The 25,945-nt window shown below is 47.7% G+C and carries 25 protein-coding genes; 12 read left to right on the top strand and 13 right to left on the bottom strand.

The features are described from left to right. Positions 1-13: 13 nt before the first annotated feature. Positions 14-2,545, bottom strand: a complete 2,532-nt coding sequence (locus K5X84_RS00605) for a S8 family serine peptidase (protein WP_222236197.1) — start codon at positions 2,543-2,545, stop codon at positions 14-16. Positions 2,546-2,856: 311 nt separating this feature from the next. Between K5X84_RS00605 and K5X84_RS00600 the strand changes: the two genes are divergently transcribed. From K5X84_RS00600 to K5X84_RS00580, 5 genes are read left to right on the top strand one after another with little or no spacing between them, the layout of a single operon-like run. Next, positions 2,857-3,267: a curlin subunit CsgB gene (locus K5X84_RS00600; RefSeq protein WP_054488721.1), complete on the top strand. Its 411-nt coding sequence runs from the start codon at positions 2,857-2,859 to the stop codon at positions 3,265-3,267. 23 nt (positions 3,268-3,290) lie between these two features. Then, positions 3,291-4,778, top strand: a complete 1,488-nt coding sequence (locus K5X84_RS00595) for a hypothetical protein (protein WP_054488723.1) — start codon at positions 3,291-3,293, stop codon at positions 4,776-4,778. Positions 4,779-4,837: 59 nt separating this feature from the next. Beyond that, a complete protein-coding gene (locus tag K5X84_RS00590; protein ID WP_054488725.1) occupies positions 4,838-5,215 on the top strand; it encodes a curli production assembly/transport protein CsgE in 378 nt (125 codons plus the stop codon). Positions 5,216-5,228: 13 nt separating this feature from the next. Next, positions 5,229-5,618, top strand: a complete 390-nt coding sequence (locus K5X84_RS00585) for a curli assembly protein CsgF (protein ID WP_054488727.1) — start codon at positions 5,229-5,231, stop codon at positions 5,616-5,618. 10 nt (positions 5,619-5,628) lie between these two features. Then, positions 5,629-6,390, top strand: a complete 762-nt coding sequence (locus K5X84_RS00580; RefSeq protein WP_054488729.1) for a CsgG/HfaB family protein — start codon at positions 5,629-5,631, stop codon at positions 6,388-6,390. Between the two features lie 20 nt (positions 6,391-6,410). Here the strand turns inward: K5X84_RS00580 and K5X84_RS00575 are convergent, their stop codons facing one another. Beyond that, the gene (locus tag K5X84_RS00575) at positions 6,411-7,058 is read right to left on the bottom strand and encodes a response regulator transcription factor (protein ID WP_222236195.1); all 648 of its coding nucleotides are present in this window, start codon (positions 7,056-7,058) and stop codon (positions 6,411-6,413) included. Positions 7,059-7,408: 350 nt separating this feature from the next. Here K5X84_RS00575 and sufB point away from each other — a divergent pair, with 350 nt between their 5' ends. Genes sufB through K5X84_RS00540 form a run of 7 tightly spaced genes read left to right on the top strand, consistent with a single transcriptional unit; the run spans position 7,409 to position 13,453 of the window. Further along, positions 7,409-8,845 (top strand): Fe-S cluster assembly protein SufB, encoded by a 1,437-nt coding sequence (gene sufB, locus K5X84_RS00570; protein ID WP_054488734.1) that lies wholly within the window; start codon positions 7,409-7,411, stop codon positions 8,843-8,845. A gap of 3 nt (positions 8,846-8,848) precedes the next feature. Next, positions 8,849-9,613 (top strand): Fe-S cluster assembly ATPase SufC, encoded by a 765-nt coding sequence (gene sufC / locus K5X84_RS00565; protein WP_054488736.1) that lies wholly within the window; start codon positions 8,849-8,851, stop codon positions 9,611-9,613. Then, on the top strand, positions 9,610-10,860 hold the full coding sequence (gene sufD / locus K5X84_RS00560) for a Fe-S cluster assembly protein SufD (RefSeq protein ID WP_222236193.1): 1,251 nt from the start codon (positions 9,610-9,612) through the stop codon (positions 10,858-10,860). The genes sufC and sufD overlap by 4 nt, the downstream gene beginning before the upstream one ends. Then, entirely contained in the window at positions 10,857-12,074 is a 1,218-nt protein-coding gene (locus K5X84_RS00555) for an aminotransferase class V-fold PLP-dependent enzyme (RefSeq protein WP_222236191.1), read from the top strand. The genes sufD and K5X84_RS00555 overlap by 4 nt, the downstream gene beginning before the upstream one ends. A 16-nt stretch (positions 12,075-12,090) precedes the next feature. Next, entirely contained in the window at positions 12,091-12,447 is a 357-nt protein-coding gene (locus K5X84_RS00550) for a HesB/IscA family protein (protein ID WP_054488741.1), read from the top strand. A 14-nt stretch (positions 12,448-12,461) separates the two neighbouring features. Next, a complete protein-coding gene (sufT, locus tag K5X84_RS00545; protein WP_222236189.1) occupies positions 12,462-12,995 on the top strand; it encodes a putative Fe-S cluster assembly protein SufT in 534 nt (177 codons plus the stop codon). 44 nt (positions 12,996-13,039) lie between these two features. Next, positions 13,040-13,453 carry a SufE family protein gene (locus tag K5X84_RS00540; RefSeq protein ID WP_222236187.1) on the top strand — a complete coding sequence of 138 codons (414 nt, stop codon included), beginning with the start codon at positions 13,040-13,042 and terminating at the stop codon, positions 13,451-13,453. Here the strand turns inward: K5X84_RS00540 and K5X84_RS00535 are convergent. The 11 genes from K5X84_RS00535 to K5X84_RS00485 form a co-directional block, all read right to left on the bottom strand. Then, entirely contained in the window at positions 13,450-14,652 is a 1,203-nt protein-coding gene (locus K5X84_RS00535) for an EAL and HDOD domain-containing protein (protein ID WP_222236185.1), read from the bottom strand. The genes K5X84_RS00540 and K5X84_RS00535 overlap by 4 nt on opposite strands. Then, the gene (locus K5X84_RS00530) at positions 14,645-15,559 is read right to left on the bottom strand and encodes an SPFH domain-containing protein (protein ID WP_222236183.1); all 915 of its coding nucleotides are present in this window, start codon (positions 15,557-15,559) and stop codon (positions 14,645-14,647) included. Before K5X84_RS00530 ends, K5X84_RS00535 begins: the two co-directional genes overlap by 8 nt. 118 nt (positions 15,560-15,677) lie before the next feature. Beyond that, positions 15,678-17,816, bottom strand: coding sequence for a prolyl oligopeptidase family serine peptidase (locus K5X84_RS00525; protein WP_222236181.1), 2,139 nt, complete (start codon positions 17,814-17,816; stop codon positions 15,678-15,680). A gap of 11 nt (positions 17,817-17,827) precedes the next feature. Continuing rightward, on the bottom strand, positions 17,828-18,265 hold the full coding sequence (locus K5X84_RS00520; RefSeq protein WP_222236180.1) for an excinuclease ABC subunit A: 438 nt from the start codon (positions 18,263-18,265) through the stop codon (positions 17,828-17,830). 16 nt (positions 18,266-18,281) lie between these two features. Continuing rightward, on the bottom strand, positions 18,282-19,520 hold the full coding sequence (locus tag K5X84_RS00515; RefSeq protein ID WP_222236170.1) for a beta-ketoacyl-ACP synthase: 1,239 nt from the start codon (positions 19,518-19,520) through the stop codon (positions 18,282-18,284). After that, on the bottom strand, positions 19,520-20,248 hold the full coding sequence (gene fabG, locus K5X84_RS00510) for a 3-oxoacyl-ACP reductase FabG (RefSeq protein WP_054489067.1): 729 nt from the start codon (positions 20,246-20,248) through the stop codon (positions 19,520-19,522). Before fabG ends, K5X84_RS00515 begins: the two co-directional genes overlap by 1 nt. 4 nt (positions 20,249-20,252) lie before the next feature. Then, positions 20,253-20,708, bottom strand: coding sequence for a hotdog family protein (locus K5X84_RS00505; protein WP_222236168.1), 456 nt, complete (start codon positions 20,706-20,708; stop codon positions 20,253-20,255). Next, the gene (locus tag K5X84_RS00500; RefSeq protein WP_222236166.1) at positions 20,698-21,903 is read right to left on the bottom strand and encodes a beta-ketoacyl-ACP synthase; all 1,206 of its coding nucleotides are present in this window, start codon (positions 21,901-21,903) and stop codon (positions 20,698-20,700) included. Before K5X84_RS00500 ends, K5X84_RS00505 begins: the two co-directional genes overlap by 11 nt. Beyond that, positions 21,884-22,477: a DUF3261 domain-containing protein gene (locus tag K5X84_RS00495; RefSeq protein ID WP_244994799.1), complete on the bottom strand. Its 594-nt coding sequence runs from the start codon at positions 22,475-22,477 to the stop codon at positions 21,884-21,886. The genes K5X84_RS00500 and K5X84_RS00495 overlap by 20 nt, the downstream gene beginning before the upstream one ends. Further along, positions 22,468-23,703: an NAD(P)/FAD-dependent oxidoreductase gene (locus K5X84_RS00490; protein ID WP_222236165.1), complete on the bottom strand. Its 1,236-nt coding sequence runs from the start codon at positions 23,701-23,703 to the stop codon at positions 22,468-22,470. The genes K5X84_RS00495 and K5X84_RS00490 overlap by 10 nt, the downstream gene beginning before the upstream one ends. Positions 23,704-23,713: 10 nt before the next feature. Beyond that, positions 23,714-25,942, bottom strand: a complete 2,229-nt coding sequence (locus K5X84_RS00485) for an MMPL family transporter (RefSeq protein ID WP_222236164.1) — start codon at positions 25,940-25,942, stop codon at positions 23,714-23,716. Between the last annotated feature and the right edge of the window lie 3 nt (positions 25,943-25,945).

Raw genomic sequence — 25,945 nt, 5'->3', positions numbered from 1 at the left:
TAATTCAATGTTATTAAAAACTAACTGTTACTGAATCACAAGCTTCTGTACCCGCTTCACACAGTTTGTAGACAACATCGCTACCATCCGAGTCAAAGCGGTCACGTACTCGGCCTGAGTTTGATAATGTTTCAACAAACTCACCGTTACGATACAAGTCGACGTCGCCCGCAGCGCCTGACCAACGCAGGTCAACCAAAGCGGTTCCGCTACGCAGTAAGCGTGAACGATAAACGTCTAACTCGATATCGGTAAGGCTAACCGTCACAGACTGAGTTACCGTATCCGACAGCTCAGTTGCATCAGTCACTGTTAAAGTAACATCGTAGGTTCCTTCTTGAGAGTACGCATACACAGGGTTTGCTTCTGTCGAAGTGCTACCGTCACCAAACTCCCAGAAATAACTCTCAATGTCACCATCGCTGTCTGTTGATGTATTCGTAAAGCTTACCGTTAAGTCAGCCGCGTCTGCTTCAAAACCTGCAACAGGAGCATCTGGTAAGCCATCGTCTTCTTCAACAGCGGTTAGATTTAAGGACCAATGGTTCAATACACCGGTATCTGCACCAGCGTTGTCTGATACATTCAGCGTCCAGTCACCGGTCATATCTTCACCGTTAAAGCTATCCAGCGACCAGCTCTGAACCAAATCATCTTCGCTGCCGCCAGTACGGTCATGCAGTACATGCTCTGTACCTTCCGGCGATGTTAAAGTAACGATTAAATCACCACGCCATGTATGAGTAATATCAACACTGACATCAGCACCGAAGACAACGCCTGTATCAGGCACGTTGATCACTCGAGTAATACCGTTGCTGTCGTCATCCGGGATATCAACACCGGCAACATCATCGTAATAAAACTCAGATAAGCCTTGTGGCAGCACATAAACGCTTGCGCTAACATCGCGGGTCATCTCACCAGTTTCTACATCGGTACCATTAACCGTTATGGCGTATTCGCCCCAAGCGGTGTCTTCAGTTGTTGCTACTTGCACATCAACCGATTCGCCATTTTGTGCCTGGTTAGAAGACAAAGAGACATCAAGCTGAGGTTCAGAAGAAACCGTTAAATCAACAGCCCCTGACCAGTCAGCAATACTGCCCACATCCAGAGTTAATGTAGCGTTATCACCAGCAACAATTTCCTGAGATACCGGAGAAAGTGTTAAGCGATAAGCTGGATCAGGATCCGCAGCTTCGAGAGCACTCAATGCATTTAAACGGTTACCAGACACTGTTTTACCGGCTAAAGCTGGGTTGCTTTCCCCAGAGTCCATCAGAATTTGCTTAACTTCAGCAACCGTCAAATGCGGAGCAATAGACCACACTAAACCTGCAACACCAGCTACGTGAGGGCTTGCCATTGAGGTACCAGAGGCTGTTGCGTAACCACCATTTAGATAAGTTGACAGAATTTCAGTACCTGGTGCACCTAAGTCAACAGACACAGCACCATAAGTTGAAGAAGCAGCCATTGCGTCAGTGCGCGTGGTATTTGCGACGTTAACAATACCGTCTAAGTCGTAACCACCCGGGTAACTTGCAGTAACGTCCGAATCGATACCATCGTTACCGGCCGCAGAAACAAACATAATGCCTTCATCAATACTGTCACTGATAGCCGTTCGTAGTGATTCAGAGTATGCGCCGCCACCCCAGGAGTTGTTCGTCGCAACTAAGTTGACGCCATGATTCACCTTCAGGTTAGTCATGTAGTCAATACATTCTATGGCCGCAGCTGTACTACCTGAACCTGATGCATCCAGGAACTGACAACCAACAATTTCAACGTCCCAGTTAACGCCTGTTACACCTTCGCCATTGTTTGAACTAGCGCCGATAGTACCGGCAACATGCGTACCATGACCGTTTTCATCCATTGGATCGCCGTTTGAATTAACTGCAGAGTAACCGTAGCAGTCATCAACAACGCCGTTACCGTCATCGTCCTGACCGTTGTCACAAACTTCACCTGGGTTAACCCACATGTTTCCGGCTAAATCCGGGTGCGTATAGTCAACACCGGAGTCGATAACACCAATGACTATGGTCGAGTCACCCGTTGTAATATCCCACGCTGGACGCGCATCGATATCAACACCCGGCGTACCGCCGCTTTGCCCGGTATTTTCCAAAGCCCACATGTCGCCAAAAGCTGGGTCGTCCGGCGTCGCCAGGATATTGAAGTCTGAGCTCTTCGTATCGTTAATTGAAATGATGTAGTTCGGCTCAGCTACATCAACTAAAGGGTGGTTTGAGAGCCGCTTAATTAGTGCATCACGCTGCTTAGCATTTCGTACGTTTACTTTTGCAATACGTCCATCAGCAATGTTCCGCATTGCCATGTCCCGACCGCGGTTATCAAGTGCACGCAAAGTACCACCTGCATTACTTATCAGGTCCAGGCGCTGCTCTTTCGTTGCCGAGGCTTTAAAAACCACCAACAGAGAGTCGTCGTCCGCTTGTTTACTATTGGCAGCAGCTGTTCCTGCAGCAAGTGCCATAGATACGCCAACGACCAATTTTTTCAAATTCGTCATGCTTCCTTCCTCATTATTGTTGTAGGAATATCATTTACCTGTGCGAACTGCTTTTTCAGCACTAAAAAATAAGTAGCATATTTTTCACACTGATTTACGCCAAAAGTTAAATATTTAATGTTCTTTACGATAAATACGAAAAAGGGACTAGGACATTCAGGTTGCTCTCGAGGAAAATAAACCCTAAAACTTTGTTAAATAATGACTTTCTCATTCAAATACCATCTAAAAAATACACCATTCATACGATTGTCGCGCACATTTGAACCTCTATTCTTGTTAGCGGAATTATTAACAAAAGGTGTTCCGCTTTGACTTTCATTAAACAACTTTTAGTAGCAACAGCTGTCATCCTCATCTCTTTTTCAGGAAAGGCTGACGAGTTATCTGTTGCATTAGCAGGGTTACTGGAGCGGCAGTCCCTTGCAAACCATGCCGAAATTGCTCAACTAGGCTCATATAACCTCACTTCAGTAGCGCAGGCAGGAGAGCAAAATTACGCATACCTCGTTCAGTTCGGGTTGGAAAACACTCTGACTATCGAGCAGCAAGGGTTCAATAATTCTGTCACTGCAGAGCAGTCTGGACGCAGTAATTCAGCGACCATTCTTCAAGTTGGGCAAAGCAATGTCATTCAGCTTCAGCAACTTGGTGATGGAAACTCTATAACCATTCAGCAGACAGGCGCTGCCGCTGAAATGTCCATCACGCAGTTCAAATAAGAACAATCAATGGAGAACAAAACATGTCTAATACAATTCTTAAAAAAAGTGCAGTAGCTTTAGCTTTAGGTCTGGCATTCTCAGGCTACGCAGCAGCACAATCACATATCGCGGTTGTTAACCAGGATTCATCAGAAGCCGTTGAATTCGGTAACAACATGTACATCGAGCAAAGCGGTTTCTTGAACTGGGCTTACGCTGATCAGTACGGAGAAGGTAACGACACGTCACTTCTTCAGTTTGACGACTGGCAGGAAGCTTATACTTATGTGACCGGCGACTTTAACTTTGTTGAGGGTGAGCAGTCCGGTTTCTGGAATATCTTCGATTCAGAAGCGACCGGTAATGACAACATGCTGACCAGTCTTCAAGAAGGCGACATGAACTCATCTGAAGTCTTCCTGACGGGCAATGGTAACTCTGCTTACGTTGAGCAAGCAGGTGCTGGAAACACTGCCTCTATCGATTTGACTGGAGACTACAACGCTGCCGATATTTCACAGTTCGGTGACTCTAATTGGGCTAGCTTCCAAATTGAAGGTAGTGACAACGAGTTTTCAGCCTATCAGTCAGGTTCACTTAATGAAGCCGGTTACTTTAATGCAACGGGTGATGCCAACGTATTTATTGCTGATCAAGAAGGCGATGGAAACGTAGGTGGCGTAGTCGGCGCTAATGGCGACATGAACGAGGTTTACGTTCAGCAGTTTGGTTCAGCGAACATCTTCATTGCAGAGAACCTGGCGGGTGACGAAAACCTGGTAGACGTATATCAGGACGGCGCTAGCAATGAATTCTTAATTCAGCCAATCCAAGGTGATTTAAACGAAATAGCTGTTCAGCAAGAAGGTAATACAAACGTAGTAGAAGCCGCAACTGGCATGGTAGGTAACTACAACACAGTTGATGCGCACCAAAACGGTGATAACAACTACGCAGTTTTCGCAACCGAAGGTGATGACCACATTATTTCAATGAGTCAACGTGGTGACGACAACATCGCTGTTGCGGAGTCTTATGGCGCATACAACGACATCCACATCCAAAGCCGTGGTGACAATAACTTCAACGGTGTTGCTTTAATTGGTGCAGACAACGAAGCATCTAGCCGCCAATACGGAGATGCTAACACTGCTGAAATCGTTATTGCAGGTGACGACAACGAAGTTGACTCACGCCAGGACGGAGACAGCAATACCTTGTTGGCATACTCATACGACGCAGGCACAACCTCTGGCAACGACCTTCAATCAGAGCAAACTGGCGACATTAACCTTATCGATACCATTATCGGTGGTAATGACAACCTTATCGCTTTCGTTCAGGAAGGTAACAACAACATTATTGCTGGCGACGAAGGGTCATTTATTGTCGGCGGTAATGGTGGCAGCGTTGACATTCAGCAGGTTGGTGACAACAACGTTGTGACTGGTGGTCAATTTAGCGATACCAACACCATGAGTGTTTATCAGCAAGGCGACTATAACGTAGCAACCGTAGTTCAATACTAATTCAGTATTAGCTCAATAATATAAAGCGGCTGCTTTTAGTAGCCGCTTTTTAGGCGCTTATGTTAAAGAAACTCATTTTTGCTCTCATTTTAATGACCCCTTTTAGCCAGGCGGATGAAATAGAGCTTGGAGGAATGGTTCTTGACAGAACGATATCTCGTTTTGGCAAAGACTTTTTCTTTTACTACACCAGCTACTGGCGAGATATACCATCGACTAATGGAATTACAGTCGTCGTTAACGAGCGAGTGTACCCACAAGCAGGAACTTACCTGTGGGTGGAAATGGAACAACAAAAAGTCTTCGAAACCTATTTTGGCCGTCGCCAAAATGACGTAAAGAAGCTGGCTGAACAGGCCATCCTTATAAGCATTAACGAGGTCGCCCGTATAAAAGCAGACTCAGTTTTTGATTCGCCAGAAAATAATCAATTCTAAAAAGGCGTTAACTATGAAAAAAAGACTATCAATTATCAGTTTAGCTTTGGCTTTATCATCCCCATTGGTTGCTGCGACAGAAATTGTCTATCAACCAATTAACCCCAGCTTTGGCGGAAACCCAATGAATGGCAGCTTTCTGTTACAAAAAGCTCAGAGCCAAAACGCGCATACAGCTCCTGATGAAGGACGCTCATTCGTCGATCGCTTCAGAGATGCACTTGAAAGAAACATTATCAACTCGCTTACTCGCCGAATAGCGGACGGTGAGATCGTTGAAGGCCTTTATGACACTGGTGAGTACACAGTGGAAGTCATTGGTCAGCCTGACGGCAGCGTGCTCGTTTATATCACGCATAACGAAACCGGTGAGCAAACCGTTATAACAATGCCTTCGATTTAAGAGAGTTACCATGAATATTCGTACTATCATTTTATTGGTCTTGTCAGTCGCAATGTCCGGTTGCGCTATGATGCCCAAGCCGACAAGCCTGAATATCCAACCAGCTGAAATTGATGCGCCCAGCTCAATGATGCTGACCTTAAAAGAAAGCCCTTTACCTAAAAATCGCATTCCCGTCTCGGTTTATGCTTTTCGGGATCAAACCGGGCAATACAAACCACAAGCTAATGTCTCAAGTTTTTCCACTGCCGTAACTCAGGGTGCTACGTCGATACTGACTCAGATGTTACTTGAGTCTGGCTGGTTCTTACCCATGGAAAGAGAAAACTTACAGAACCTGCTTACTGAGCGCAAAATCCACAACTCGAGCAAGAGCTCTGACTTACCTCCGTTGCGAGAGGCTCGATTACTGCTGGAAGGCGGCATTATTAGCTACGACACAAATGTCAGTACCGGTGGTATTGGAGCCGAATATTTTGGTATCGGAGCATCGGAGTTATACCGGGAAGATCAGGTATCCGTTTATATACGTGCTGTCGATGTATACACAGGACAGGTTCTTCTCTCTGTTTCGGCAAACAAAAAAGTCTTTTCACAAGAGCTAAGAGCAGGCCTGTTTCGTTACGTTTCCTTAAATCGTCTGGCTGAATTTGAAGGTGGCTATTCGACGAACGAACCGGTTCAGCTTTCTGTTAAGCAAGCAATGGAAAAGGCATTATTTGAATTAATTGAAAAGGGGCAAGAGAGAGGCTTTTGGCGAGCGGATAGCTAACCGATGATTCGCTATTTTATTTAACCGGACGTTGCGTAATTCGACCACTTTAAAAGCTCAACTCGATTGCGCGCTCCGGTTTTTCTAAAAATTGAAGACAAGTGTGTTTTTACCGTGTGAGCACTTATATTTAACTGTTCTGCAATTTCTTTATTACGTGCGCCAGTTGCCACCAGCTCAATAATCTTCAATTCTTGAGGAGTCAGAGAATTTACTTGTGACGCAGTAGTAAAAGAATCGTCATCGGCCTGGCGCCGCAGCATCATTTCTTCAATTTTACCGGAAAGCAGAGAACGCGGGTAATACAACTCACCCTGACCTATCACTTTGATAGCAGTAAGCACGCGATCTAAATGGTCGTTTTCATAAATAATACCACGCGCACCCAGGTTTAGCGCCTGGTTCGGACGTACCTCACCTTTTCTGGCGTTAACTAAAAACAAGGGGTAAGTTCTGGTTAGAGCTGCAATTTCATTGGTGGTATGAGACCTCGAAAGCTGCTCTGAACCTAACGAGTAAGCTACCATCGTATTTTCCAGCGGCGAACTTTCAACCAGTTCAGAGAAAGTACGATGGACAACCGATATTTCTAAAGATTCAGCAAGCAACCCCAAGTTCTGTGTACGCTTTTGATGTTCAATTAAAGCTAACTGAGTAAAACGCGCCATAACATCCCTTAAAGTTAAAACACATATTCGTTACTTCGATTATAATTTGAATTACATTTTTCTAACGAACTATGTGACCCTTTATAATATACGATTATTTTTTATGCCGAAAGTTTATGCACCTTAGAACATGTTACAAAATGTAACAAGCGCTCTATTTCCAATAAAACATAATGACGGACATGAAGGTAAGATAACCTCACTCACGGTAGGCGAAATAAGCGACAAAAGGGCTGCAATCCCGTATAATGTGGGTCAACAGATAAAGTTGAGTGTTTTAGTCAGGTATTTTATACTATTGGCCAGTAACGGGCGAAATTCCCATCCGCAGCTTTTAGAGTGGGTAAATCATGAGTGAACAGATTGATCAGGCGCTTGCACGTAAATACGATGCAGGCTTCGTTTCAGAAATAGAGTCAGAAACTTTTCCAATTGGCTTGGATGAAGACGTCATTGCCCGTCTATCCGCCATTAAAGGTGAACCTGAATGGATGCTGGAATGGCGTCTAAAGGCTTATCGCACCTGGTTAAAAATGGAAGAGCCGGACTGGGCACACGTCGATTATCCCAAAGTGGATTACCAGTCTATTTCATACTACTCAGCGCCTAAAAGCATGAAAGATAAACCTAAGTCGTTAGACGAGGTTGATCCTGAATTGCTGCGCACCTATGAAAAACTCGGTATTCCTCTGCACGAGCAGGAGATGCTGGCCGGTGTAGCTGTCGATGCGGTCTTCGACTCGGTTTCCGTCGTCACTACTTTCCGGGAGAAACTGGAAGAGGCTGGCGTGATCTTCTGCCCTATCTCTGAAGCTCTTCACAAGTACCCTGACTTAGTTAAAAAGTATTTAGGTACCGTAGTTCCCCGTGGCGACAATTTCTTCGCTGCGCTTAACAGTGCCGTATTCACTGACGGGTCGTTTGTTTATATTCCAAAAGGCGTTCGCTGCCCTATGGAACTATCAACCTACTTCCGCATAAACGAACAGAATACCGGTCAGTTCGAGCGTACCTTAATTGTTGCCGAAGAAGGCAGCCATGTCAGTTATCTGGAAGGTTGTACCGCACCTCAGCGCGATGAAAACCAATTACACGCAGCCGTGGTTGAGCTGGTCGCACTGGATGATGCCGAGATCAAATACTCAACGGTTCAAAACTGGTACCCAGGCGATGAAAACGGCAAAGGCGGTATCTATAACTTTGTCACTAAACGCGGTCTGTGCGAGAAAAACGCGAAAATATCCTGGACTCAGGTAGAAACAGGCTCAGCCGTTACCTGGAAGTACCCAAGCTGTATTCTCAAAGGTGATAACAGCGTTGGTGAATTCTATTCAGTAGCGTTAACCCGCGGCAGACAGCAGGCCGATACCGGCACCAAAATGATTCACTTAGGTAAAAACACCAAGTCGACCATCATTTCTAAAGGTATTTCCGCCGGTCGCAGTAATAACGCTTACCGCGGTCTGGTTCGTATGGGCCCGGGTGCTGAGGGCGCGCGTAACTTTACCGAATGTGATTCGCTGCTTATTGGCGACCAGTGCGGCGCACACACATTCCCGTATATTGAAAGCAGCAATCCAACCGCGATTGTTGAGCACGAAGCCACCACCTCTAAGGTGAGTGACGATCAATTATTCTTATGTCGGCAACGAGGCCTGGACCCTGAAAAAGCAGTCTCAATGATTGTAAATGGCTTCTGTAAAGAAGTGTTCCGTGAGCTACCAATGGAGTTTGCGGTGGAAGCCGGTAAGTTGCTTGAAATCAGTCTTGAAGGTTCAGTGGGGTAAAACATGCTATCTATTAAAGATCTGCACGCACGTGTAGAAGAAACAACAATTTTGAAAGGCCTGAATCTGGAAATAAAACCCGGCGAAGTACACGCTATTATGGGTCCTAACGGTGCCGGGAAAAGTACTTTAGGCTACGTTTTATCCGGCCGCGATGGCTACGAAGTGGAAAGCGGCAGCGTTGAGATGGACGGCAAAGACTTGCTGGACATGGAAGTTGAAGAACGCGCTCAAGCCGGATTATTCCTGGCATTCCAGTACCCGGTTGAAATACCCGGCGTAAGCAACATGGAATTCATGAAAGAATCGGTTAACGCCCTACGCGAAGCGCGTGGCGAGAAAGCGTTAAGCTCTGCAGAATTTTTAAAAAAAGCCAAAGAAGCCTGTAAACAGGTTGAGTTACCGCTCGATTTCTTAAAACGCGGTGTGAATGAAGGCTTCTCAGGCGGCGAGAAAAAACGTAACGAGATTATGCAGCTGATTATGCTGGAACCTAAAATCGCCATCCTTGATGAGTCCGATTCCGGCCTGGACGTTGACGCTCTGCAAGTTGTTGCAAAAGGCGTCAACAGCCAGCGCGACGGCAAACGCAGCTTTATTGTTGTCACGCATTATCAGCGCCTGCTGGATTACATTCAGCCAGACTACGTCCACATTCTGTCTAAAGGCAAAATTGTGAAAAGTGGCGGTCCTGAACTGGCTAAAGAAGTTGAAGCTTCAGGCTACGCTTGGTTAGCAGAAGCTGAAGCAGAAGGAGCAGATGCATGAGTCAATGGTTAAACCACGTTCTAGAGCGTGCCTCGACCGTTGACGATTGGCTATCTCCGGTCCGGGCACAAGCCTTGGACACTTTAAAGCAGCAGCAATGGCCAACACGCCGTACTGAAGCCTGGCGTTATACCTCGCTGCACCCGGTTGCTGATTTGCAGTTGCAGACAGGCACAAGCAATAACACCGCCGAAGCGCCTTTCATCGAGGGGCTGAACAGCCTTGATCTGGTTTTTGTTGATGGCCAACTGAGTACTGACATCAGCAAGCTTCAGCTGCCGGAAGGCGTTACTATTAGTGAGCTTTCCGCGCCAAGCGAGCCAGCAGAAGCGCTTTTTGCGCAAGTAAAACCCAGCCATCATTTGTTTGGTCTGGTTAATGATGTATTGGCGCAGCAAGGTGTTGTTATTGATATTGCCGCCGGCGCTAAAATCAAGCAGCCCATTCGTATCGTTAACTTTGCTTCAGCCGGTATCGAATCTCACCAGCGCACTCTGGTACGTGTTGGTGCAAATGCTCAGGCAACGATTATTGAGCATGGCAGCGGTTCAGGTAATAGCTTGAATACAGCGTTTGCAGAGTACGATATTGCCGAAAAAGCGAGTTTAGAGCACTACCGTTTTGCCCTGCACGAAGGTGAGTCTATTCATATTGGCGGCAGTCATTTTAAACTGCACGACCATGCCAAGATGAACAGCACCTTAATTGGCTACGGCAGTCAGCTGACACGCCTGGACGTGGATATTGAACACGCTGGCGAGCACGCTTTTGCTAAGTTTAATAACGTGTATTTACTGGCTCCGCGTGAACATTTCGACTTACACAGCACCATTGAGCACGCATCACCCAACGGGACTACCGAAGAAAATGCCCGGGGCATTATTGGTGATCGGGCAAAAGCGGTATTTAACGGACGCATTCATATTCACCGCCATGCACAGAAAACCCTGGCAGAATTGAATAACCGTAACCTGCTGCTGACCCGCGGTGCTCAAATCAATACTAAGCCGGAACTGGAAATCTACGCAGACGACGTACAGTGCGCACACGGTGCGACAGTGGCTGAGATTGATGAAGAAGCGTTGTACTACATGCTGACGCGCGGCATCGACAAGCAACAGGCTTTGGTGATGCTGAACTTTGGTTTCGTGCAGGAGATGGTTTTCCAAATGCCGAATAAAGCGTTGGCTGACTGGTTACAGCCCATATTGAAAACACGATTTGAAAGTATGATGGAGCAGCAATGAGCCTGAACGTTGCGCAAATTCGTGAGCAGTTTCCGATACTGCACCGCCAGGTTCATGGTAAACCTTTAGTTTATCTGGACAACGCTGCAACCACCCAGAAGCCGCAGGCGGTCATTAACGCGCTGACGGATTACTACACTCAGTGCAATGCCAACGTTCATCGTGGTGCTCACTACCTGTCCGATGAAGCGACCCGGCGTTATGAAGCAGCGCGTAAAACCGTTGCTGAGTATATAAATGCCAGCCGCCAGGAAGAGGTTATCTGGACCAGCGGTACCACCGAAGGCATTAACTTAGTCGCTAATGGCGTTGCCCAGCGACTAAAGGCCGGTGATGAAGTGTTGGTTACCGAGATGGAACACCATGCGAATTTGGTGACCTGGCAGCAAGCCTGTAAACGCTCGGGCGCAACATTGAAAGTAGTACCCATTAACGAAGACGGCTCGCTGAATACCGAGCAGTTTCATGCTCTGTTGAGCGAGAACACGGCTTTCGTTTCAATGCCGCACATTTCAAATGCACTTGGCACCATTAACCCAATTAAAGAGCTCACTGCAGCCGCCAAAGCGAAAGACGCACTGGTAATGATTGATGGTGCTCAGGGCGTTGCACATGGCGCTATTGATGTACAGGACATTGGCTGTGACTTTTACGCATTTTCCGGGCACAAAGTATTTGGGCCAACCGGTATCGGCGTACTTTGGGGTTGCTACGAAGTTTTAAAAGACTGGCCCATATGGTTAGTCGGTGGCGAAATGATAGCGACAGTCAGTTACCAGGATGCCACCTGGGGCGAATTACCTAACCGCCTGGAAGCCGGCACGCCGAATATTGCCGGTGCTATTGGTCTGGCGGCAGCAATTAACTGGCTCCAGCAATATGATGCAGCCGACATTCTGGCTCACGAAACCGCTTTACTGGCAAGAGCGACACAATTAGCCGAGCAAACCGATGGCTTAACCATTGTTGGGCATGCCGCAAAGAAAATTGGCGTGCTAAGCTTTATTTTAGACGGTGCACATCCGGCCGATATTGGCTTTTTGCTCGACAAGCAGGGGATTGCCATTCGTACTGGTGATCACTGTGCTCAGCCGTTAATGAAGCGTCTGAACGTGCCGGGCACTGCGCGTGCATCGTTTTCCATTTACAATACGCTCGACGAGGTTGAAATGCTGTTTGAAGGCATCAAAAAAGCTCGTCTAATGCTAGCCTGATGGCAGGAGGAGACTCATGTCTGTAGAAACATTTGTACCATCATCGTCCTTAATTTCGATGACAGAAAGCGCCGTACGTTATTTCGAGTCGCGCTTAAAAGACGAGCCAGGTAAGTTCATTCGGCTGTCCACTAAACAGAGTGGCTGCACAGGTTATGCCTATGTACTCAGTTCGGCCGATGCACTGGAGGACGGTGATGAAGTTGTCGATATTAACGATAACCTGAAGGTCGCGATTGCCTCTAATGCACTCGAACTGGTGCGTAATACCGAAATTGATTACGTAAAAGAAGGCATTAACGGCGTGGTTAAGTTCAACAACCCGAATGTGGTCAACGAATGTGGTTGTGGCGAAAGCTTCAACGTGCAGTAACGGAAGTTTAAATTATGCAGCAGAAAATGGTGTCCACCACCCGTGAAGTTAAGGCACGTCGTGTGCCAACGGGTGAACCGAAAGTAATTCCTAAGGGTGAATTTGTTAACATTACTCAGGATTTAGGCGGTAATTATACTGTCACCTTTCAGGGCAATATGCTGCGTATAGACGGTACTGACGCGGATGCTATTGGGCGCAAACCCGAAAAGCTCGATTTTCCGGTACCAGACGACGGCAAAATATCGGAGCAACAAGTGTGGGATGCTCTGGAAACCATTTATGACCCTGAAATTCCAATTAATCTGGTTTCTCTGGGGCTTATTTATAAGGTCGACATTGATCAGGACACCCATACCATCACCATTGATATGACCTTAACCGCACCAGGCTGCGGCATGGGTCCTGTACTTGTGGGTGATGTGGAGTACCGCGTTTCTTTGGTACCGCACGTTAAAAATGTGAAAGTTGATTTGGTCTTTGACCCACCCTGGTCACGCGACATGATGAGCGAAGAAGCTCAGCTTGAAGCCGGCGTCTTCTTTTAACATTAGTTACTCTTTTAACTTATAAGTGAAGGTTATTGGTCAGCATGAATTTACCCAGCACAGATGAAATCATTGATGATTTAGAGTTTTTAGACGACTGGGAGCAACGCTATCAGTACATCATTGATTTAGGTAAAGCTCTGCCCGGTTTACCGGAAAGTCAGCATAAAGAAGAGTATCTGGTGCGTGGCTGCCAAAGTAATGTCTGGCTTATCAGCGAAGAAAAAGACGGCAAGCTGTTGCTGCACGTAGATAGTGACGCGGTCATTGTGCAAGGCCTGCTGACCTTAGTTATGGCGGCTTACCACAATAAACCCCCTGAACAAATTCTGGCATTTGATATCGACCATTACTTTGCGCAACTGGATTTAGAAAACCACATTACACCAACCCGTGGTAACGGTTTACGTGCAATTGTCGGAAAAATTCAGCAATTAGCGAAACAAAGCCAGGCTTAAATTGTATTAAACAGCTCCTGAACTTTTGCCGACACCGTTCTGTAACTGGTTAATAAGCGGATATCGACTTTATGGAGCTGTTGTTTCATCTGAACTAACTGCTCTAGCTTAAGTGCAATACGCAAGCAATGCCCCATTGGTCCGGCACAATCATCAACCGCCATTTTTGTTTGTTCAGACAGCGGTAATTTTTCAAAGAAACACGCCTTATCGACCCCAAGCATAATATCGATACCCGATAATAACCCGACGAAATAGCATTGATCCGGGTCGATATCCGGTGAATTTTGCCGTTTAGCCAGCTCATAACACATCTGCGCCCGAACTAAGACCATGCGGGAGGCCTCGGGGCTACTTGCGGTTACCGAGCCAATGAGGGCTATCCAGCGCCTTAGTTTCTCAATACCCAGGCGCATAATAACGTCTTTAACCCGGGTAATAGGGCTCGCTGTTGGGTATAAAGGGCTGTTAACGATTTTAAGCAGACTCACTGACAACTTAGGATCTTCTGAAATAACCTGAGAAAGCTCGGTTAAATCGGGTTCTTTTTCAAAGCAAAGCGATAGTACCTTTGCCAGTTGCAAAGAGGAAGGTTCTAATCGAGTTCCGTAAACCACGGTTGGTTTCGCAAAATAATAGCCCTGAAACAGCTCAAAACCCAGGGCTTCATAAGCTTGCTTGGTCGCTTCGTCTTCCACCCGCTCAGCCAGCCACTTTCCTTTGAATCCGGAAAGCTTTTGTTTAAAAGCTTTAGCCTGTGCCAGCGTTAGAGTCGAAACGTCCACTTTGATGTAAGACGCATACTTCAGCAGAGGCTCCCAGGCAGGGTCGAATTCGAAGTCATCCAACGCAAAGCGAAAACCTTTTTCGTACCAACGCGCCACCGCATTAACGACGGCTCTGGTCGGCTTGATTCGCTCCACCAGCTCAATAACCACTTTGTCCGGCTCAATGGGAAGAAAGCTTTGGGAGACTAAAAACTCACTGGAAACGTTGATAAATGCTGTAGCATCGTACTGCTCAGTTTGGGTGGTTATGCCCGCACAAAGGTTAAAGACAACCTCGCTGGTAGCCGCTGTATCGCCGACCGTCTCGGCGGTTAAGTTCAGCGCACTACGATAAAGCAGCTCTACCGCATAAAAGCGGTTTTTATTGTCATAAATGGGTTGAGCTGCCAGTAACGGAAAAGTTTCAGCCATCTTTTTTACTGTCTTTAGCCGCTTCCATTGCGCTTAAAATATCCGACGATAAAGAGTCCAGCTGGCCTGTCGGCTGCGGCAGCATTATCACTTTACTGGCAGCTGTATCGAAAGAGCCTAGTACATCCACGTAGTTAGTAAATTTGAGCAAATCAATAACGTCCTTAGAAGTAATATCGTTTGCCTGATCAGTGACCATGGCAATAGAGTCACGTAAGCCTTCGGCTATGGCTAAACGCTGACCGGCGATGCCCTGCCCCTGCAATATTTTAGACTCTTTATCCGCTTCGGCCTGCTTCACCAGCATAATTTTTTCAGCTTCCGCTTTATGCTCCGCTGCACGACGCTCTCGTTCTGCGGCGTTAATTTGGTTCATTGAATCTTTAACGGACTGATCCGGGTCAATGTCGGTCACTAGCGACGCAATAATTTCAAACCCATAGTCTTCCATGGTATCGCGCAACTGCTCTTTTACATCTTTAGAAATAGAGTCTTTATTATCGAACACCGCATCCAGGTTCTGCTTAGGAATTTGCGCGCGCACCGTATCAAACACATACGACTGCATTTGCCACTCGGGGTTTTCCAGTTGATAAAAGGCATTATAAACTGAGGTTTCATTACTCACGCGATACTGCACGGACACCCGGACAATAACAAATACGTTGTCATTGGTTTTAGTTTCAACATCAACGTCCAACTGACGTGTTCTCATTGACTGTTTATGAGCAACTTGCTCAATCAGCGGAATGATAAAGTTAAGACCGGGCGTCAGCATACGGCGGTAACGACCGAACAATTCCACCAGGTAAACGCTTTGCTGCGGAACAATGCGCACTGAAGCAATGAGCAACAGTACGACAATCAGTGCGCCAACTACCCACATAATATTAAAATCGCTCGTCATTATTGAATCCTCATTATACGAGAATGATAAGGGAAGAGATTAACGGAAAGTGTGAAAAATAGCGAAAGAATGACGCAAAGGTTCCGTCAATTACAACGAAACCTTTGCGAGTCAGTGGTTATTCAGGAAGTTGTTCAAACCCCATGTGATACAGAGTAAAGCCGAATATGTCTGAATACTGTTCAATGGTTTTTGACACCGGTGTACCAGCACCATGCCCGGCATTGGTTTCAATACGGATAAGCTGAGGATTTTCGCCGCCCGCTTTGTCCTGAAGCTCTGCAGCAAACTTAAATGAATGCGCAGGAACCACGCGGTCATCATGGTCACCCGTAGTGATCAGCGTTGCCGGATAAGCCACGCCTTCTTCCACGTTGTGAACCGGCGAGTAACCCAGCAAATACTCAAACATTTCTTCGCTGTCGTTCGCAGTACCGTAGTCATACGCCCAGCCAGCGCCGGCAGTAAAGGTGTGATAGCGAAGCATGTCCAGAACACCTACTGCAGGCAATGCAACTGCAAAGAGTTCCGGCCGCTGAGTCATAACCGCGCCGACTAGCAAGCCACCATTAGAGCCGCCACGAACCGCCAATTGCTCAGACGATGTGTATTTCTCATCAATCAGGTACTCAGCTGCTGCAATAAAGTCGTCAAAAACGTTTTGCTTTTGCAGCTTAGTACCCGCTTTATGCCAGTCTTTACCGTATTCACCACCGCCACGCAGGTTAGCGACAGCGTAAACACCACCCATTTCTAACCAGGCTGCGTTAGCAATACTGAATGAAGGTGTCAGGCTAATATTAAAACCACCATAACCGTACAAAATTGTTGGGTTAGAGCCATCCAGCTCTGTTCCCTTTTTGTAGGTGATGATCATAGGTACTTCGGTACCATCTTTGGAAGTATAAAAGACCTGCTTTGATTCGTAGTTGGCAGAATCAAAATCAGCACCGGATTCAGCATAAACTTCAGAGCCGCCCTGATCAGGGTCGAATTTATAAATCGTTGACGGTGTGCTGTAGTTGGTAAAGGTGTAGTACAACTCATCCGCTTCTTTTTTACCTGAGAAGCCACCAATACTGCCCACACCCGGAAGCTGCACTTCACGAACCATATCGCCGTTATAGGCATATTGCTTAACCTGAGCCACGGCGTCGACCATGTACTCGGCAAAGATATAGCCCGCACCGGTTGATACGCTCAACACGTTTTCAGTTTCTGGAATAAAGTTTTCCCAGTTTTCAGGCGTTGGATTACTGGCATCAACGGTCACAACGCGCTGGTTTGGCGCATCGAGGTTCGTCACCAGGTAAAGCTTTGAACCGTCGTTATCTAATACACGAGTATCAGAGTCGGTATGATCAAGAACGGTAACCAGTTCACTGTCTTCATCGGTCAGGTCCTTTAAAAACAGTTTATTACCCGACGTTGAGTTAGCCGCTGAAATGAGTAAATAACGATCATCATCGGTTACTGATCCACCAACATAGCGGTGTTTCTCAGCATCCGTTCCACCAAACACCAACTTGTCGTCAGATTGGTCCGTGCCCAACTCATGGTAATAAAGTTTATGCTGATCGGTTTTTGCCGAAAGCTCACTGCCTTCTGGCTTGTCATAACTGGAGTAGTAGAAACCTTCATTGCCTACCCAGGAAATACCGCTGAATTTAATATCCACTAAAGGATCTTCCAGCTGTTCCTTGGTTTCGGCATCAATGACGATAATTTTACGCCAGTCGCTACCACCTTCAGAAATTGAGTAAGCCGCTAGCGAACCGTCGTCAGAGAAGGTTAATTGCGCCAGCGAAGTCGTGCCATCTTCACTGAAAGTATTCGGATCCAGAAACACTTCCGGCTCTTCATCACCTTTTTGGCGATACACCACATACTGGTTTTGCAGGCCGTCGTTTTTGTAAAAGTAAGTGTAATCACCTTCTTTAAACGGTGCGCTGATTTTCTCGTAGTTCCACAATTCGGTCAGACGCTTTTCTATCGTTTCGCGATATGGGATGGACTCCAGGTGTGCGAAAGTCACTTCATTCTGAGCTTTAACCCAGTTTTCTGTCTCTTCGCTACGGTCATCTTCTAACCAACGATACGGGTCTGCTACTTCGGTTCCAAAGTAGGTATCAACCACATCGCCTTTACGCGTCTCCGGATACGACATAGATTGCGTATTCGCCTCTTGTTCTGTTTCAACATTTTGTGAGCAGGCTGTCAGCAAACTGACTGCCACTGCTCCCAGTAGGTATTTCATTGTTATTATCCTTATTTGAATTTAACCACTTCACCTTTTAAGGCTACACCAGCCATTAAAAAGCCAGCGCCGCACTGAAACTCTTCGGCACTGCTGAACTCATTATGCTCATAATTTGATTTAATGTTAATGACTGCATCGTAACCGTTATCACGCGCGTTGTCTTGCAGCACTTTCAATGCCGACAACAAAACCCATTCACAAGCTTCACGGTCAGATTTATTCAGCGCATTCGTCTTACGGCTGGTTGTGACAACACCCATTGACTGAGCCACTTCCGGGTGCGACTGACCAGCAAAGTAAACAGGAACATCAAGCAAAGCCTCTTTCGCTTTATTACTTTCCATTACGGGCTTAAGCTCCAGTGTTACTAAGTCATTGCGAGCCTCCGCCTGCAATGACAACAATGAACTCAATACCACAACAGCAACTACAAACAGCTTTTTCATTTTCTATTTCCTTATATTATTTTGAGTTATTCCAACGTTTAAAAATTAATGAGGTATTAATGCCGCCAAAGGCAAAATTATTGGTCATGACATAGTCTGTCTCGATCTCTCGGGCTTGTCCGGTAATGTAATCCAGGTCGCCACATTCCGAATCAATATCGGTCAGATTCACTGTTGGTGCAAACCAGTTTTCCCGCATCATATGAATGCTGGCCCAGGCTTCGATGGTGCCACAAGCTCCCAAAGTGTGGCCTAAGTAGCTTTTCAGCGAACTGATAGGCACCTGGCGTTTAAATACCTTTGCGGTGGCATTAGATTCAGCAACATCGCCGCGATCGGTAGCAGTACCGTGCGCATTTACATAACCGACCTGCTCCGGTTCTAAGTTTGCTTGCTGTAACGCAAGTTGCATTGCCACCGCCATGGTCTCCGCCGTAGGCTGAGTAACATGGGCGCCATCCGAGTTAGTTCCAAAGCCAATCAGCTCAGCGTAAATAGTCGCTCCACGCTCCAGAGCATGGTCCAGTTCTTCAAGAATAAAGGTTCCCGCTCCTTCACCAATAACCAGTCCATCACGATTTTTGTCAAAAGGTCGGGGCGTCTGCTCTGGTGCTTCATTGCGGGTGCTGGTCGCGTATAAGGTGTCAAACACCACAGCTTCAGAAGGACACAAGGCTTCTGCACCACCGGCTATCATGACTTTCTGGTGACCGTAAAGAATGGCTTCATAGGCATAACCCAGACCTTGAGAAGCGGATGTACAGGCTGAACTTGTGGTATGTACCCGCCCTTTGACGCCGTAAAATACACCCAGATTAACCGCCGTGGTATGAGCCATGCTCTTTATATAGGTCGTTGCATTCAGACCGGTCATATCACCGTTTTCCAGCATATTACCGAAGATTTTCATCTGCTCGGTATCGCCGGTCGAAGAGCCATAAGCAACACCGCAGCTTCCGTCACTAATACAAGGGTGCTCCAGTAGCCCGGCATCGGTTAATGCTAACTCGGTTGCCCGGGTGGCCATTAAGCTAACGCCGCTCATGGAACGCACCGCTTTGCGGGAGTAATGCGAAGGCTTTTTAAACGCTGGCTGAATCGGTGCTGCCAGGCGTGTGTTCAACCCTTCAAAACGCTCCCACTCGGGCATATTAACTACGGCATTTTTACCGCTTTCCAGACGACTCCGAAAGCTTGACCAGTTGTCACCAAAAGCTGTCAGACAGCCCATACCGGTTACGACCACACGTTTCATTAAACTAACCCACCATTAACCGAGAAAACCTGGCGCGTAATGTAAGCGGCTGACGGCTGGAACAGATAGCCAACCAAACCCGCGACTTCTTCCGGCTTACCCGCACGGCGCATGGGTATCATGGATAAAATGTCTTTCTCATGCTCGAGCTCACCGGTCATGTCTGTTTCAATCAGTCCCGGAGCTACACAATTAACGGTAATTTTGCGCTTAGCCAGCTCCAGCGATAAGGCTTTAGTCGCCGCAATAACCCCGCCCTTAGAAGCGCTATAGTTAACCTGCCCACGATTACCGGCAATACCGGAAACCGAAGCAATAGTGACCACACGGCCGCCCCGGCGCTGCTGGATCATGGGCATAATTAACGGGTGCAGCACATTATAAAAACCGCCCAGGTTAGTTTGCAGCACGCTGTCCCAGTCATCTTCCGTTAGTGAAGGGAAAGCGCCGTCGCGGGTGATGCCGGCATTACACACCGCACCATAATAAGCGCCGTTATCTGCAATATCCTGTTCTATCGCCTGTCGGGCAGCTTCGCGGTCACTAACATCAAACACCAGTAAAGACGCCTGTTGACCCAGTGCTTTAACTTCTTCTACAACCTGTTCCGCCGATGTTTTGTCTGAGCGACAATGAATGGCCAGATCAAAGCCATCTTTAGCCAGTTGCAGCGCAATTGCCCGACCAATCCCTTTACCGGAACCCGTGACAAGCACTCGTTCAGCCATACCTTTAACCATAATTTTCCTCTATAAATGCGTTTTCATCCGGTGGCTGATAAACATTCAGCCGGGCTTGTGCAATCACCTTATCGCCATGGCGAATGTCACACGCAAAAACACTCAGCCCTGACGACTCAACATGTAACTCTTCAACGAACACATCGTATCGTTTGCCCAGTTTGAAACTGGCAATATCGCACTGATATTTTCGGCTTCCCAGTAGAAAGCCCAGCTTAATTTCACCACCGGCGGCTTTATGCTGGTATCCCGCAACAGCGGCGATGCTTTGTGCCATAAGTTCAATGCCAACATGCGCCGGTAGACCCTGAAGCAATTCGCTGTAAAACAAATTATCGCTACTGACCGTTAGCCGACACTGTCCCTTGCCGGGTTCGGCCCAGCACAGCTCATCAATCAGCCGCATGGGGGGTTGGTGCTTTATCAGCTCGTCTAAATTATGCGCCATGTTGCTTTCCTCGGCTAAAAACCAGGGAAACATTGTTTCCACCAAAGGCAAAGGAGTTACTCAGACAATGCTCAACAGTGATCTGCCATGAGTCACCCTGGTATAAATTGATATCCGTTATATCCGAATCTTTGACGCCGTCCCAGGCATGCTTTGGCAGCCCGTTTTGTTGAGTCAGCGCCAGCCAGCAGAACACCGCTTCAATAGCACCGGCGGCACCTAAGGTATGCCCGGTCAACGCCTTTGTAGAACTGGCCGGAACCTGCGAAGCACCCAGTTCATTCACTGCAAAAGCTTCCATTTTGTCGTTCAGTGGTGTGGCCGTGCCATGCAGGTTGATGTAGCTAAGCTGCTCGGCACTCAGTTCAGCATCTGACAACGCCCCCTGCATAGCCGCTAAGGCGCCACGCCCTTCGGGGTGTGGTGCGGACATATGATGAGCATCGGACGTAGCGCAGGCACCAGTTAAAGTTACCAAGGACGGTTGTAAATTGTCTTCTGTACGAGTTGCTATAAATAACCCGGCAGCTTCACCAATAGTAATACCATCGCGATTCGCGCTAAAGGGGTTACAGCGCCCCGTCGACGTCGACTCCAGCGCTTTAAAACCATTTAAGGTCAGCTGACAAAGAGAATCAACACCGCCAACAACCACTGCATCGACCATACCTGAGCGCAATAAAGACCGGCCACTCATAAAAGCACGTGCACTGGACGAACAGGCCGTAGAAAGGCTGTAAACCGGACCGGTAATACCCATTAATTCAGCAACACACTCTGCCGGTGCGAGCATTTCCTGCATGGCGTAATAAAACGAGTCCGGCAGGCCACCTTTTGTTTCATCATGTGCTAACGCTTCTTCACCCGAAGCTATGCCCGAGGTACTGGTGCCCAGAATCACGCCTACTCGATCAGAGCCCAGCTTATTTATCAGCGCCTGCAGTGGCTCTTTAATTTGCTGTAAGGCCGCCGCAACCAACTGATTATTCCGGGTTCGCATTGCCGGCGGCAGGCTGTCTATATTTGGCAGTTTGTCGTCCGCTACCTGCCCGGCAAATAGCGAAGTGCCATCGTTGGTAACGAAAGCAGACGCCCTCAAACCGGCCTGCTCGCCCGTTAGCGCTGCCTGCCAAATGGTCTCGCAATTGTGGCCCGACGCACAAATAGCGCCCGGTTCACTCAGTGTTACTGTCATCAGTTTCTAATAGCTCATACTCTAGGGTTGTTATCACCAATTGATAACCCATGGATTTATTCTGAATAACCCGTTGCAGACTGGCATCGTCATTAGCTGCTGACCATAACAACTGGCCGTTATGCCAAAGTTCACGTTTTGTCTGGGTGGTCTGTAAGCTCATACCGTCTAAATTTGAATTAACAAAATCGAGCGGCCACAGCGCCATTTGCAAATCTGCCCATACCTGCAGAGCCAGGCGCGCATCGTCAAAAGCTTCACTGCCCTTAAAGCTCAGTCCGTTCGCTTGAGTAATCTCGCTGCGAAATAATTCATGTCCAAGTGGAGACAACGCAACCAACAACAATCGCTCATTATCAAAAACAGCCGAAACCATAAAAGTGCGTTGCTGCTGCCCTTTTTGCCACTCTACCTTCTGCCATAGCTGCACAGGCTTTTCCGGCCAGCTGTGCTGCAGTTGGTAACTCCCGTCGGCAACAGGCACCTGAACGGAATGCCCACTCAACGACTGGCAACCGGCAAGGATAGCCATTACCAGTAGTAAGAAAACGCCTTTAAGAGATACTAGCTGCATAGCTCCGCCAATACGTTCAAGCGCCGCTCGCTATCGCGAACATAAGGGTTATTGGTATCCCATGCGTAGCCAGCCAGAATTGAGCAAACCATCGCTTTCACCTGTTGCTGCTGGTCAGGATAAAAAATGACATCCTGAAAGCGGGTATCATACCAACCCTTTACAAAAGTGCGAAAGGTTGTAATACCGACACGCAAAGGGTCACTGTATTGCTTCTGCCAGTCCTGGGGGTCGTTATTCAGCTCTTTAAGCACCAACGGCACCGCCAACGATGAAGACTGCATTGCAATGGTCACCCCCGAAGAAAAAACCGGATCTAAAAATTCACCGGCGTTACCGAGCAACGCAAACCGGTCGCCATATAGACGATCCACATTGGCTGAATAGCCAGTAATACGCTGTTCAGCACGAACTACCTTATATTCGCCTAACACTTCAATCAGGTAAGGCTCGTCTGCCACCAATTTCCACAGCGCTTCTTTTTCGCTGTCATTTTCTGCAAAGTACTCACTGGCACCAACAACACCAATACTGGCGGTACCATCTGCAAAAGGAATGAGCCAGTACCAAACTTCAGGGTTTTGTGGGTGCACCGTGATGAGGATTTTAGTCCGGTCGAAGTGTCCGCCGGTAAGTTCAGATTTCACATGACAGAAAACGGCCTGGCGCACGGGAAAGTCCGACGGCGACTCTAACGACAATAAGCGTGGCAGTACTCGACCAAAACCACTGGCATCCAGCACAAAACGAGCTTTTGCTTCTGTCTTCCCGGTGGTGCTGGATAAGCTCAATTTAACCGCATCCGGGTCACTAAAATCAATGGCTTCCAGCGCAATACCGTGTCGGACTTCAGCACCTTTCTCTGCCGCGCCCTGCGCCAATAGCTGATCAAAATGCTCGCGTTTCACCTGATAAGTTGTGCCCGGCCCTTCACTGGATTTTTTGCGGAAATCAAAGTTAACTTTATTCCCCTGATAATAAAAAGCCGCGCCTTCTTTGTACTGGAACCCCAGCCGCTCTGCATTTTTAAGCACAGTGTCCAGCAACCCGGCTTCTTCAATAAAGGTCATGCACTGGGGCAGCAGGCTTTCGCCAATAGAAAATCGCGGAAACTCCTGCTTCTCAACCACCAACACATTCTTTCCAGCCTTTGCCAACATGGCAGCAGCAGTTGCCCCTGCGGGCCCTGCACCAATAATTGCCACATCATAAACCGATTCCTGCATGATTCTTTCCTTAGCTATCAGGCGACTCTATTATCAACGGACTGAACAGGGCACTCATAAAGACCCCAATTAAAACAATAATACCGAAAGCAGCAATGGCTGGCGTTGAGCTGAAACTTAATGCACCAAAAGCCACCATGGTAGTGAAAGCTGACAGATAAATGGCCTGCAGCGCATGCTGTCGCTTTAAACGGCCGGCGCAGAAAACGCCATAGTCGATACTAAGCACCAATACAAACATAGCGCCAATACAATGAAACAAGTTCAGAGGTTGTATTAGCTGAGCCAGCAGCAACGCTGTTGCGACCGACAGCGTCATAACACAGGTAACCTGCCATGCCGCCTGAACACGCTGCTTATGACTCTGTTGTGAGCGTAAAAATAGCGCCAGTATGGGTAAAGAAACGATCAGTAAAGCAATGAGCCATAGCTGCATGGAATGCCGATACTCGGTCAATGCGTCTGATGCATGCTCAATGGGGTTAAAATGCTCCAGTCTGCCTGGTATCTCTTTAATATCACCCGAACTAAATGGCTGTTTTAGCCGGACAACGCTCATCCAGCCTGCTTCGGCTGGGTATAAGAACTGTTTTTCTAAAGGGTGTTTCTGGGGGGCGCCGTTGAATGCAGGCGCGTCGATACCCAACCATTGCAGATAGCCTTCGCCGGCCTGGCTTTTAAAAAGGCTTTGCTGACCTTCCACCACTTGTTGCTGTTCTGACACCGGCAACACGTAATCGTAAAGACTAACGCTGCCGTTCAAGTTGGCCAAGTCGCCGGTACGCTCTAGCGCTTGCTGCTTCGTTCCGCCAGCCACCAACAGTACATCGGGCTGAAAATAAAAGTCGGTGGTTTCACGCAAATGGTTTTCCTGCTGCAGCAACGACTCCGGAGAACTGGCCAGTAACCGGACGTTATCATTAGCGGTAAATGACCACACCAGCAAGCCCAGGGTGGTCAGAGCCATAGCACTTAACCAATGTGTTGTGGTTTTGTTACGCATCTGCCGGTAAAGCTTGGTCATATTGAGGCAGAACTGCTGCCAGCGCGGGGCAGGCTCTTTTGGCTCCGGCAACCATGGCAACGTCGTCACCACCAGAGTCATAGCAGTGATTAAAGCCACTGCCATAAAAATGCCTAATTGCTGCAATAAAGGTAAAGGCAGCAGCAGAAGTAAGACATAACCTAAAACAGTGGTTAAACCGCTGAGCCATAAAGCCGGCTTCAGTGCTGACCAGGCCGTTTTCCCATGACTGCGGGCAATAAAGCCATGAATAACGTAGTCAATGCACAAGCCGATAAAGCTGGTCGCAAACACCAGCATCAGCACATGCGGCCGGGAGCTTAGTAACAAAGTGACCAATAGACCCGTCGCTGCCGACACACCCAGCAACAGCAGCGTATAGAACAACTGCTGCCCCGAACGGAAAACCCAGAGTAACAGAGCCAGTACCACCAGAAGAGACAGCCCACCAAACCAGGTCATTTCTTTTTTGGCCTGTTTTGCTGCCGCATCGGAATGAAACAGCAATCCACTTTTATAGAGCTGAATACCGGGCAACTGCTCAGTAACTTTACTGGTAAAGTCATTTATTGCCTTAACGGACTGCCCGGACTGGTTCACGCTTAACGCATCGCCTGCAATACGCAGCGGTACCAATACCTGCCGGGTTGATTCTGACGAACGAGTATAAAGCCCGCCGTGGCTCTCATACCCCGGCATTAAGTCTGGTAATTGCTGTATAAAGCGCTGTGTCAGTAATAGCGGATCGCTTTGCAGCGGCGTTAAAACCGGGGCGGGACTTTGTAAGGTTTTTTGGGCGCGAGCAATCAACGCCTCATAGTCACCACTTGCAAGCATTTGCCTGTCACGAAACGTTGCTAGTCGTCCTGCCTGCTGTTGATAAAATGACAATACCGCTTTTGGGTTTGTCATTTCAGCCAGCTGTAGGGCGGGTTCTACGTGGAACAGCTGACGTAACTGCTCCTGCACAACCTTGAGAATCTCACTTTCGGAATGCTGCTGCGATTCAAACCCCAGCAACAATTGCTGCGAGTTAGGTTGCTGGCTTTTTAAATAACTGCGCTGCAGATCAGAGACTTCATTAGGCAGAGCGTCTGCCAGACTGCTGCTCCATTGCGTATTCGGCAACTGCGAAACAAGCCCCGATACCACAATAGCAATGAAAGCAAACAGCAGCAGTAATCGAGGCGCCCTAGCGGCGCGTGCGCCTTTCATTCC

Origin of the sequence: Idiomarina abyssalis, assembly GCF_019797805.1 — a bacterium.
Lineage (GTDB): Bacteria > Pseudomonadota > Gammaproteobacteria > Enterobacterales > Alteromonadaceae > Idiomarina > Idiomarina abyssalis.
The sequence above is the reverse complement of the archived record's forward strand: the minus strand, read 5'-3'. Positions and strand labels throughout refer to the sequence as shown.